Below are 12,014 nucleotides of genomic sequence, written 5' to 3'. Positions count from 1 at the left end.
TTCATATATAAAGTGAAACTTTAATCAGTGGGGATTTTGTTTATCCCCACTGATTATTAGCCTTCACCAATCGGGCTTTTACGGGCAGTTGATCCCCACCTAACTTCTTTGTTTTCGCTGAATTTTGAGGTAGGAGTGTTACTGCCCGTTAATGCGGGATAAATTCCCCATTCTAAAAACCGTACATATCCGCTCTACAAAACTATATTAATAAAATTTTTAATACAATCTTTTTGTATAACTTTCTTCTAAAGAACGTGCAACATCTTCTTCTGAAGTATTCACTTTCGCATGCTCCAGCAACATTTTTGCTGCTGATGGTAACTCTTTTTTATTTAACCAAGATTCTGGATCCCACATCTTAGAACGAATAAACGCTTTTGCACAATGAATATAACACTCTTCTATTTCAACAACAATTCCAAGCAACGGATTGCGTCCATTCGCCTGCATTTCTTTCAAAATTTCTTCGTCGTTTGTAATATACGCTCGGCCATTTATTCTGAGTGTCTCCCCAAGACCTGGAATAAAAAAGATTAGTCCTACACGTGGATTTGAAATAATATTCAAAATGGAGTCTATACGACGATTTCCTGGTCTTTCTGGAATGATAATTTTATTATTATTGAGTACGTATACAAATCCAGGTGCATCTCCTCGCGGCGAGGCGTCACACTCCCCCAACTTATTTCCAGTGGATAATACTAGAAAAGGAGATTTAGAAAGAAAATCTACGCAATGGTGGTCTAATGATGAAATGACTTTTTTCAACGCTCGCTCACTTGGTTGCCCCAATATTTTCCGTAACTCTTCCTCTGTTGAAATAATCGATTTTATTTCCGTACGCTCTATCCCCACTTATAACCACTCCTTTTTCTTTATTTTCCCAAAATTCAATACAAATATTGTATAATAAAATTTGAGGAAAGGGGAATTAAAATGACAGAGTGGTTAACAATATTTGATCCTGAAAGAAATACACTTGGGAAGAAATTACGTGATGAAGTGCATCGCGACGGCGATTGGCACGAAACATTTCATTGCTGGTTTGTAGAAAAAGATAATGAAGATATGTTTTTATATTTCCAATTACGCTCTAAAAATAAAAAAGAAGCTCCATGTATATGGGATATTACTTCAGCTGGACATATTATGCATGATGAAGATGTACAAATTGGTGGTCTTCGTGAAATTGAGGAAGAATTAGGGCTTTCCTTTCAAACTAATGATTTAACATACAAGGGAATCTTTAAAATAGATTATGAAATTTCAAATCTTACTGATCGCGAGTTTTGTCATATGTATTTTCACAACGTCATCAATCCACTTCCATTCGCACCAGGTGAAGAAGTAGACGATGTGATGAAAGTACATGCAACTTCTTTTCTACAACTATTAAAAGGAGAGATTTCATCTTTAACGACTATTTCAGTCTTAAACAATACACCGATTACGATAACATTTGAAGATATTTATCCATATGATCTTGCATACTATGAATTTGTTATAGAGCAAGGAAAAGAATTATTAAAAAATAATAGTTTATAAATAAAATAGGACTCCTAGCATAATATTGCGTAGAGTCCTATTTTTTATTATTGTTCAAGGATTTTTAATCTACTCTCTACTTGTATAAATAAACGAATGATTAATAACAGCATAACCACTATAATCGCTATTATTGTATGTGGATATCTAAACAGTATACTAATAACACTTCCAATTAACATCATGATGAATCCGTTCTGCTTCATCACTTCTACACTATACCTGTTACCCGCATCCCATAATTCCTTATTTTTCATAGATCGTTTCGTACGATAACCATATGCCGCATTAATATCGGTCGGTGGATTCTTTTGAAGAATAATTGCCACAAATATAAAAATAATACTAATCAATATGCTTATTCCTATGTTTACTAGTGCATAAATCAATTATATCCCCCCTAACTTACACTTTCATTATACGACATAAACCTTATTTTCCTAATTCATAACACATTCACTTTCTTTCTTTTGATGTCTGGAACATACTTGGAAGTGTTACAAAACGTGCCCCTTTCGTTTTTAACTGCGGAATGATTTTGTCTAGTGCATCTACAGATCCTTGTAAATGCCCACCTGGTGTTGAATGTTGGAGGATGACACTTCCAGGAAATGAATTCCCTAACACATTATTTGTAATCGTATCAGCACTCACACCTTTCCAATCAACCGTATCAACACTCCACTGTACAATCATAAAATTTTGCTCTGTGGACCATTTTAATTGATTTTCAAGTATTTCACCGTATGGCGGACGTATAAACTTCGGTGCATAACCAGCTAAACGATTTAATATTTCTTCCGTTTTTATAATTTGATTACGGTACTCATCCTCATTTACTTTCGCTAAGTTCGGATGACTATACGTATGATTACCAATTACATGCCCTTCATTTGCAATACGCTTTACTACGTTCGGAAATTTTTCTGCGTTTTCACCAAGTAAGAAAAAAGTAGCTTTTACATTATGTTGTTTTAACTTGTCTAATATTTTTGGCGTGAATTCTGAATCTGGTCCATCATCAAATGTAAGAGCTACTTCCGCTTTATTATACGGTCCTGAAAATGCGTACGCATATTTTTCAACCCATGAAAATGGTGTCCACGATCCACGATCATCTGCTTTCATTTGTACTTCATAATTTTGAGGGATATATGCGTATGGCAATACGCTTATATATTCTCCATAATAAAGTGAGTTATATGGCATATAAGCATACGAAACATCTCGTTCTAGTCCCCATTGATATGGAGTAAACATTTGTGGCGAATAAAAATAATACATGATAAAAAACCTCCCTAAATTTTCATATGTGATTCATCTCCACTTTGTTAGAGAAATTGTTATTCATAAACAAAAATAAGACTGTCCTTAATTAGGACAGCCTTACTACTTTATATTATTAATAAATTGATGTACTATCTTTTGGCAAAGCTTTCACATGTTTTAAATAGTTCGTCACTTTATCATCCTCATCTTGCGGATATTGATATTCATACGTGTTAGCGATTTCGTTCGCCACTTCCCTAAATAAATCACTCATGACAAAGAATGACTCCCATATGTTTTCATATTCAGCATTAGAAAATGTCCTTTTAAATTGCTCCCACATATCTTCTTCAATATATTGCTCGAAATGCTTTCCAAACTTCCCTGTATTAACTGTAAAGTCTGTTTTCATACCAATATGCCATTCTAGCATTACGATGAACATATCTCGCACTGGTCCTTCAAGCATTCCTTTTGCATAAGAAAGTTCCTCTCTCCATAACCCTTTTGCCACATTTGTACTACACCACCAAAATTCATTACAGCAATCCAAAAACTCTTTTTCTGTAGGCTTTTTTATTAAGTAATCCTTATCGCTTGCTGGCGGGAATCCTTCCATACAATTATCTTTATCAAGAAGCAGTTTACTTAAACTATCTTGTCCAACGAACTTTTTTATTAACTCAACTGGAACTAGCGTTAAATCAATCCGATTCCCATCCATGAACTGCATTAAATATGGAAACTTCCCATCTTCATCTGGTTGAACTAACGACATTTCTTCTGGCATTTGTACTATCATTATTTCTCCAAATCTATGAACCCAATTATGATTAGACGTAAAAGATTGTATATCATTTACAACATACATAATATCATAGTCTTGAAAACAATCTCTTTTCACATTTGGATTTACACGCGATCCATTCATGATAACTGCTCGAATTCTTTCATCCTCTTTTGCTATATTTATAATTACGTCTAACATTTCTTTTTCAGTTCTCATCTATTTATATCCTCCAATTTTTTAATATATAATATAGTGTTATGTATATTGGAGGTCCACGAGCTAATCTCGTTATACACGATACATGTTATAATTTTTGAAACTTCTTTTTCATCCCTTTTTCCTCCTTACATCAATCTTTTACAACTGCCATCCCTTTCAATTTCCCAATGCTTTCTACCATTCACTTTTAATTATACCGAAAATTCTGTCTCGAATACAAAAAATAAAGAAAGGACATCTACCCCTTACAGAATAGATATCCCTTCTTTTAAAGTTAAATTTAATTCCTATGGATTAGTAGACCAAAGCCCAGCAGATTTAATAAATGTACGTTTATTTAATTTCAGCTGCGCTACGATAAATTCTGCAATATCTTCTGCTTGCATTACTTTATCAGGGTTTCCATCAGTTAATCCTAAATCTACAGCCATATCAGTTGCTACTGTACTTGGAGTTAAAGCTGTTACACGAATGTTATGTTTGCGAACTTCCATCGCTAACGATTCTGTTAAGCCAAGGACACCAAATTTAGAAGCACTATATGCACTTGTTACAGGTGCACCTTTTTGTCCTGCTGTAGATGAAATGTTAATGATATCACCAGATTGTTGTTCAATCATGCTCGGTAAAGCTGCACGAGTTGCATAGTATACACCCATTAAGTTTACTTGAATGATTTTTTCCCAATCAGCAACGTCTAGTTCTAAAAACTTACCGAATTTAGAAATACCAGCGTTATTAATTAAAATATCGATAGATCCTAAACCATTTTTTAACGTTTCAATCGCAGTTGTTACTTCTTCATATGAAGAAACATCAGCAGTTGCAATAACAGCTTTTACACCTTCTGCTTCTACTTCTTTTGCTACAGCTTTTAAGTTTTCTTCTGAACGAGCTAATAAGCCTACATTTACGCCTTCTTTCGCTAATGCGATTGCTACAGCGCGACCAATCCCTCTACCTGCTCCTGTAATTAAAGCATTTTTACCTTGTAATAATTCTGCCAAGTATAACACTCCTTAATCATCTCATTTATGTATTATATTAAAATTGTATCTATGTTTATGTAAAAAGGCAATGATGCACTTTCATGTGCGTAGGTTACTTGTAGGTAACCATAGAAAGTTTTTATTTATAAGTTTCATTTTTTTACCATTATTCATGTAAAATAAAAACAAATCCAGCATAGGGGAGTGTATGATTATGAAAAGAAAAAAATGGTTCTTGTTACTAACTGCAGTCGGACTATGTATCATATTGTTTGCACTGTACTTTATATTTGTTAACCCGCTAAATTATAAAGTAATAGAAAAAGATACTAGCCATTATCTCCATATTAAAAAAGGTTATAAGCAAGAAGAAATACAAAACATAACCGGAAAATATACTCCCCTTTATAATATTGGCTATTATGCAACAGTAGTATATAAAGACGAACCATATTTCACCTACTCTTATACATACGATGATAATAAAAAAAATAATACAAGACAACGGTATTTTAGGAAGACATACTGAGTCATTTGAACATCTTAATTTAAACTGGTCGTTGTTTGACCAGTTAGTAGATGGTATTCATACAAACTTGCAAGGAATAGGTTTAAGAGAAAAGAAAGATTATTCTATACGACACGTTCAATTCATTGATATAGATGACGATAAAAACGGTGTGGAAGCATACGTTGACTTTAAGAAAGATAAAGAATCCGATTACTCATATCGTATGAATAGCGAAGGAAAAGCTTATCAATATAATTGCAGTAACGGTAAATGCATTTTTAAAGAGAAATAGTGTTAGAAGGAGAACCTTCTAACACTATTTCTCTTCATGATTTGGCATACGCACAATAAATTCAGTACCTTTTCCTTCCTCACTCTCAACTTTTATTTCCCCATGATGAAGATCGAGTACTTTCTTTACAATAGCTAAACCTAAGCCACTTCCTCCATAGGCACGATTTCGTGAAGAATCCGCTTTATAAAAACGCTCAAAAATATGTTGTTTCTGTTCTTCTGATATACCAATTCCTGAATCACGGATACGCACTTCCACTACTGTCTCATGTTCCTTTAACTGAATAGTAATCGTACCACCGCTTGGAGTAAATTTAATACTATTATGAATTAAATTAATCCACACTTGACTCATACTTTCTTGGTCAGCAATAACATATACTTTTTCTAAATCTAGTTCTAACTCAATTTCTTTTTCAGCCCAGAGTGGTTCACTATTTAACACAATTTGCTTTAATTGTTGATCTAATCGATAGCTCACTCTTTCTGGTGTATACTCTTCTGATTCTAAAAGAGTTAGCTTTAGTAAATTTTGACTTAGTTTAGATAATCTCGTTGTTTCAGTTTCAATAATGGTAAGATAATGCTTTCTTTTTTCCTCAGAAAGATTATCGTCTTGTAGTGCTCTAGCAAATCCTTTTATAGAAGTTAACGGTGACTGTATTTCATGAGAAACATTCGATACAAACTCTTGTCTCATTTTCTCCATCGTATTCAGTTCATCTGTCATATCATTTATACTTTTTACGAGCACGCCAATTTCACCATCATACTTTTCTTCATTTCTTATTTTTACGGAGAAGTCTCCTTTTGCAATTTTTTGTATCGGTTCAATAATAGTCCAAATCATCGCCTCTCGTTTTGGTCTCATTAATATTCCAATCAATGTCCAAATAAGAATAATAAAGACAAAACCGACCATATCACTAATTAGAAAGGCAACAAACGGCGATACGTTTACGTCAAAAGCATTCAATAAACTAGTTGCTACATAAAATGCGATAGACCAAATTATAGTAAGAAAAGAAAAGAGCGCTAATACCGCTCCAAATACTTTCAGCATCTTCAACTTACTCATTCGTTTTCTTTTTCTCATTTACTTACCTCTAAGCGATACCCTAATCCTCTTATTGTTTTAATACTAAATTTCGACTGCTCTTCTTGAAACTTCTCACGTAACCGATTAATATGAACGTCTAGTGTACGTTCATTCCCTTCAAAATCATATCCCCATATTTCTTCAATTAATTGCTCTCTCGAACAAGTTCTTCCCGATTTAGACCCTAAAGTAAAGAGCAGCTCAAATTCTTTTAACGGTAATGTAACCGTTTGTTCTCCACATGTAACTTCGAATGTTTTACGATTTAATAATACATTTCCAACTTGAATCGATTGGGAAACTGTAATTTGGTAACGTTTCAATAATGCCTTTACTCTCACTACTAATTCTATAGGGTCAAATGGTTTTACAAGATAATCATCTGTCCCAAGGTGAAATCCTTTTACTTTTTGTGATGTTTCCCCTTTGGCAGTTAGCATCAGAACCGGGATATCATAGTATTTTCTTAATTCAAAACATACATCAAATCCATCCATATTTGGCATCATGATATCAAGAATAACCATATCGACTTTTACGTCATCCATTTTCTGAAGTGCATCTACTCCATCAATTGCCTCATATGTTTGAAAACCTTCTCGTTCTAAAAATACCGAAACGAGTTCTCTAATGTGTGGATCGTCATCTACTATTAAAATTTTAGGTATCAAAGGAACCATTTCCTTTCTACTTAGCATCTAATATATTTTTTAAAAATGAATCATCAGTGGAGTAAACTTCCCGCTGATGATTCATTTTATAATGCACCCTCTTTAATTTTCAATTGTTGCGTTGCAAACTCACGATACATATCATGCGTCTGTAATAATTCATCATGCGTACCACTACCTGTAAGATTCCCTTTTTCAATAAAGACAATTTTATCTGCATCTACAACAGTAGAAAGTCTATGCGCAATCACTAACGTTGTTCTGCCTTTCATTAAGTTATTTAACGCTTTTTGAACGACAGACTCAGATTTACTATCTAAGCTTGAAGTCGCCTCATCTAGCATAAGAATTTGCGGATTTCGAAGCAACGCTCGGGCAATGGCAATTCGCTGTCTTTGTCCCCCAGAAAGCTTCACACCGCGTTCTCCAACTTCTGTTGCATAACCGTTTGGTAAGTCATGAATAAATGCATCAACATATGCCATTGCTGCTACTTTTTCAATTTCTTCATCCGTTACTTCGCCCTCGACGCCATAACAAATATTATCACGAATTGTTCCATCAATTAACGGACTATCTTGTGATACGTAACCGATTTGACGTCGCCATGACTGTAATGAATAACTCGTAATTGATTCTTCCCCTAATTTAATGGCGCCACTAGTTGGCTCATAAAAACGTTCCAGTAATGAGAATAACGTTGTTTTCCCACTACCACTTGGTCCTACAATCGCTGTCACTTTTCCAGATTCAATTGTGAAATCAATATTTTTCAAAACTTGCTCTTTTTCGTTATACTCAAAATGTACATTTTCAAGAACGATCGGTTGCTTAGCATTTGTCACTTTCACACCAGTTTCATGATCTTCTACTTCATATTCTAAAATCGTACTAATTCTTTCCGTTGCACCAATTGCCTTTTGGAATTGTGTAAAGAACATAGATAATTGACTCATTGGCATTACAATTTGAACTAAATACAAAATAAACGCTACAAGTTCACCGGTTGTTAATGCACCGCTAGAAACTCGCATCCCGCCATACCCTACGATAATAACAAGTAGTGCCATTAAAACAAACGACATAACTGGCGAAATTAATGCTTGCACTTTTCCTTCTTTCAAACCAAATTGTAATAACTTTTGTATACCTGTATTACCCGTTTCATATTCTCTCTTTTCTGTATTTGAAGATTTCACTAAACGAATTTCTGATAACACTTGCGTTAACACACTTGTAAAAGATGCAGTTTCATCTTGAAGCGCTTTTGAAATCTTATACATTTTTCGTCCAAGTGGAACTAAAATTAACACAGACAACGGAATAACCGTTAAAAGTAACGCAGTCATTTTCCAATCTAAAACAAATAATACAATTAACGATCCAACAATTGAAATACCACCTGTTAATAAGTTTGACAAATGCTCAGAAATTAACGTTTTCACAACACCTGTATCATTCGTCATACGGCTAATCGTATCACCTGTTCTATTTTGATCGTAATAAGATACCGGCAAGATAAGTACCTTTTTCCACAAACGTTCTCTTAGTCCCGCTACAATCTTCTGCCCAATATAATTTAGTAAATATATAGACAACCCTGCCGCAATAGTTTGCATTACAAAGAAAGCAATTAACCCAACAATTTGTCCTACACTAATTGAAGAAAGCGAAAAATTATCTACTAATCCTTTTGTCAGCATAGGAATAAATAAACTCGCTCCCGTAGAAAGCAAACTCATTAACAACGCAAAAACTAAAATTCCTTTCGGAGGATTTGTATCTTGAATAAGGCGTAAAAACTGCCTCCAACTCCCTTTTTTCTTTATTTCATTTCTAACTTCCATTCCTGTTCATCTCCTCATGTTAAACAAAACTGTTCTTTCTAAAATTAGAATACGATACAAATGTAAACTGAATGTAAACACACTTTTTCTATTTTTACAAAATATACATAAAAACTCATCTTTACAACAGATATAAACATCTGATATTATTACCTGGTACTTAATATTATTCTATGTAAATTATAGATAAATAATTTAAAACACGATATAAATCTCCAGTTAGTGAAAGGAGTATCCTTTTTGCAAACAAATATACATTCTAAAAAGGAAACAATTATTTTTATTCATGGATTAGTTGGCAATCGTCGCGCCTTCAAAAAGGAGCAAAAACGTTTTTCTTCCTCCTACAACATTATAACTTATGACTTATTAGGTCACGGTGATGATAAAGGAGAAGCAATCGACTTTTCATTACAGCGCCTCGTAGCTCAATTATTAAACTTATATGAGCAAGAAGGTATTAAAAAAGCACATATTTGTGCGCTAAGTTACGGCTGTTACATCTCTACAATTTTTGCACAAATGCATCCAGAAAAAGTATTAAGTATTTGTCATATTGGAGGACATTACAATAACCCTTCTCGTTTATATAATGTATTTCAAAATTTTTGGGAGAAGCGAGGAGATGAATACTCTAAATGGCTCTCTCAATACGCAAATACTATTTTTCCAAGCGGTATATTAAAAGCAAATCCGTTCGCAGTCATTTCAAGAAATATTTACTACCGTTTCGGATTACAATTACATTCATCCATAATTGCCCAGTCATTACGACATCGGTTAGAATTCGATTTAAAATCTAAATTAAAATCACTTCCTCACCCTATACTATGGGTAATGGGAGAGCATGATCATCTCTATAAATCTTGTCTATTTGATTTGAAATCTATTTTGCCTAACGTTCTATATAAGGAAATACCGTTAGCGGGACATGCAGCGAACTTATTTCGTCCTAACTATTTCCATGACTTATATGATCGATTTTTAAATGGAAAGTTAAAATAAAAACTATTAAACTTCCAATTTATTCAACTATAAAAAGGCTTCCCAAGTTTCCTTGGAAAGCCTTTTCTCTATACGAAAAGTATATAAAACTACTTTTTCTTAGTATGCTTTTGTGTAACCAGTTAGATGTTTAGCCCAGTAAGAGTTATTAATTGAACTAATTCTTACACCAACTGTTTCATTCTCCGCACTAATGAACTGACCATTTCCTAAATAAATACCCATGTGAGAAAGACCTTTTTTATAAGTATTAGAGAAGTATACTAAATCACCTGGTTGTGGATTGCTTGTTTTTGTTTTCGAACTCCAGTATCCAGCAACATCTAAACGGCTACCTTTATGACCAGTTTGATTTAATACGTAGTAAATGAATCCACTGCAATCGAAACCTCCTTTAGGAGTTTCACCACCGAATACATATTTCGAATGATCTAAAGATCTAGCGAATCCAGCGATTGAAGATGTATCTCCACCTGTTGTTGGTTTTTGTACGTCTTTACCTGGTTGTTGAACGTTATTTGTAACGTTGTTTACTCCGCCTTTTACAAACTTAACGAAGTCTGCACTTACGTAACCTGTGCGGCCGTTATGGTTAATTTTGTACCAACCATTTTCAGCACCAGTAACGTTTAATACTTTACCATTTGTTACTCCACCGATTACAGCGTTATATGTAGCTGGGCCTGTACGTACTTTTAAAGCATCAGTGTTAACAACATAAGAACCACCAGTTTGAACTGTTGTAGTATTGTTGTTTGTAGTTGGTTGTTGTGTTTCGTTAGATACAGCAGAACCACCTTTTGTTACGAAGTCTTTGCTTACGTATCCAGTTCCACCATTGAAGTTGATTTTAAACCAATCTTGTACTTCACCTACAACTTGTACTGTTTTACCTTTGTTTACAGAACCTAATACTGTATGAGATGTACTTGGGCCTGTACGTACGTTAAGTGAAGAAACGTTTACTGTGTAAGTACCTGTTCCTTGTTGAACAGTCGTTCCTGTTTTGCCACCAGTCGTTACGAAGTCACCACTTACATAACCTGTTTGACCATTTACGTTTACTTTGAACCAACCATTTTCTTGTCCAACTACTTGTAGCACTTGGCCTGATTTTACTTTAGAAATAACGTTATGTCCTGTACCAGCACCTGAACGAACATTTAATACATCAGCAGTTACTGTGTATTTTAATTCAGAAGTTGTTTCTACAGTTTTTGTTTCAGTTACAGTCGTTTGAGTTTGAGTTTGTCCATTAATTTCTTTTAGCGCTTCATTTGAAACTTGTGCATGAGCAGAATCCATTCCTGGAACTGCAACGCCAGCTACAGAAGCTGCTGCTAAACCTGCAATTACTTTTTTCATAAGTTGTCTTTACTTCCTTTCCCTACTATCCTCTTAAAAAAAACTAAAACTTTAATACTTTACAATATTATCAAAGTAAAATATTCATCCAGTTCCATTTTTTAGCAAGAGTTTTATTTTTCACACAGAGTTCATTTTAAATGAACAAAGTGAAATCCGTGTGAACTTCATGTGAACTTTATCATTAAACACAGTGTTTTTGCAATGGTTTTTTCAAATTTCTTATATATCACATAAAAATTCGACATTCTATTTAATATTTTAATATAAAATATCTCTTTTCTATCTATTATAAAAAATTCTATTAACCTAATACAAACTCAAGTATGTATTTCCTTATAAAGCTCCTTACATAAAGTATACTTTCATCATGACAAAAATCACTCTATTTATCAATAGTATAATAT

At 33.8% G+C, this 12,014-nt stretch carries 11 protein-coding genes and 1 pseudogene; 3 read left to right on the top strand and 9 right to left on the bottom strand.

Going from position 1 to position 12,014, the window contains the following annotated elements; all coding sequences use genetic code 11:
* Positions 1 to 219 precede the first annotated feature (219 nt).
* Positions 220 to 858: a pyridoxamine 5'-phosphate oxidase family protein gene (locus tag M1D73_RS09425; protein WP_000510728.1), complete on the bottom strand. Its 639-nt coding sequence runs from the start codon at positions 856 to 858 to the stop codon at positions 220 to 222.
* Between the two features lie 81 nt (positions 859 to 939).
* Between M1D73_RS09425 and M1D73_RS09420 the strand changes: the two genes are divergently transcribed.
* The gene (locus M1D73_RS09420) at positions 940 to 1,548 is read left to right on the top strand and encodes an NUDIX hydrolase (protein ID WP_000141352.1); all 609 of its coding nucleotides are present in this window, start codon (positions 940 to 942) and stop codon (positions 1,546 to 1,548) included.
* A 47-nt stretch (positions 1,549 to 1,595) separates the two neighbouring features.
* Here the strand turns inward: M1D73_RS09420 and M1D73_RS09415 are convergent, their stop codons facing one another.
* The 4 genes from M1D73_RS09415 to M1D73_RS09400 all read right to left on the bottom strand — a co-directional run bounded on the left by M1D73_RS09415 (position 1,596) and on the right by M1D73_RS09400 (position 4,833).
* Positions 1,596 to 1,937, bottom strand: a complete 342-nt coding sequence (locus tag M1D73_RS09415) for an SdpI family protein (protein WP_183128502.1) — start codon at positions 1,935 to 1,937, stop codon at positions 1,596 to 1,598.
* 67 nt (positions 1,938 to 2,004) lie between these two features.
* Positions 2,005 to 2,832, bottom strand: coding sequence for a peptidoglycan-N-acetylglucosamine deacetylase (locus M1D73_RS09410; RefSeq protein ID WP_121868378.1), 828 nt, complete (start codon positions 2,830 to 2,832; stop codon positions 2,005 to 2,007).
* A 118-nt stretch (positions 2,833 to 2,950) separates the two neighbouring features.
* Entirely contained in the window at positions 2,951 to 3,823 is an 873-nt protein-coding gene (locus M1D73_RS09405) for an aminoglycoside 6-adenylyltransferase (protein WP_001258539.1), read from the bottom strand.
* 290 nt (positions 3,824 to 4,113) lie between these two features.
* On the bottom strand, positions 4,114 to 4,833 hold the full coding sequence (locus tag M1D73_RS09400) for a 3-ketoacyl-ACP reductase (RefSeq protein ID WP_000818985.1): 720 nt from the start codon (positions 4,831 to 4,833) through the stop codon (positions 4,114 to 4,116).
* A 196-nt stretch (positions 4,834 to 5,029) separates the two neighbouring features.
* On the opposite strand from M1D73_RS09400, the pseudogene M1D73_RS09395 reads away from it, so the two are divergent.
* Positions 5,030 to 5,618 (top strand): annotated as a pseudogene (locus tag M1D73_RS09395) (DUF3139 domain-containing protein).
* A gap of 24 nt (positions 5,619 to 5,642) precedes the next feature.
* On the opposite strand, the gene hitS reads toward M1D73_RS09395, so the two are convergent.
* From hitS to M1D73_RS09380, 3 genes are all read right to left on the bottom strand, one after another.
* Positions 5,643 to 6,716, bottom strand: a complete 1,074-nt coding sequence (gene hitS / locus M1D73_RS09390; protein WP_121868379.1) for an envelope stress sensor histidine kinase HitS — start codon at positions 6,714 to 6,716, stop codon at positions 5,643 to 5,645.
* Positions 6,713 to 7,390 carry an envelope stress response regulator transcription factor HitR gene (gene hitR / locus M1D73_RS09385; protein ID WP_025710347.1) on the bottom strand — a complete coding sequence of 226 codons (678 nt, stop codon included), beginning with the start codon at positions 7,388 to 7,390 and terminating at the stop codon, positions 6,713 to 6,715. Before hitR ends, hitS begins: the two co-directional genes overlap by 4 nt.
* Before the next feature lie 86 nt (positions 7,391 to 7,476).
* Positions 7,477 to 9,237, bottom strand: coding sequence for an ABC transporter ATP-binding protein (locus tag M1D73_RS09380; RefSeq protein ID WP_121868380.1), 1,761 nt, complete (start codon positions 9,235 to 9,237; stop codon positions 7,477 to 7,479).
* A gap of 240 nt (positions 9,238 to 9,477) precedes the next feature.
* Between M1D73_RS09380 and M1D73_RS09375 the strand changes: the two genes are divergently transcribed.
* The gene (locus M1D73_RS09375) at positions 9,478 to 10,242 is read left to right on the top strand and encodes an alpha/beta fold hydrolase (RefSeq protein ID WP_059303923.1); all 765 of its coding nucleotides are present in this window, start codon (positions 9,478 to 9,480) and stop codon (positions 10,240 to 10,242) included.
* Between the two features lie 99 nt (positions 10,243 to 10,341).
* On the opposite strand, the gene entFM is transcribed toward M1D73_RS09375, so the two are convergent.
* Positions 10,342 to 11,607 carry an enterotoxin EntFM gene (gene entFM / locus M1D73_RS09370; protein WP_098771224.1) on the bottom strand — a complete coding sequence of 422 codons (1,266 nt, stop codon included), beginning with the start codon at positions 11,605 to 11,607 and terminating at the stop codon, positions 10,342 to 10,344.
* Between the last annotated feature and the right edge of the window lie 407 nt (positions 11,608 to 12,014).

It is taken from the genome of Bacillus sp. PK3-067 (assembly GCF_056738645.1).
This window is presented reverse-complemented; position numbering and strand designations above follow the sequence as displayed.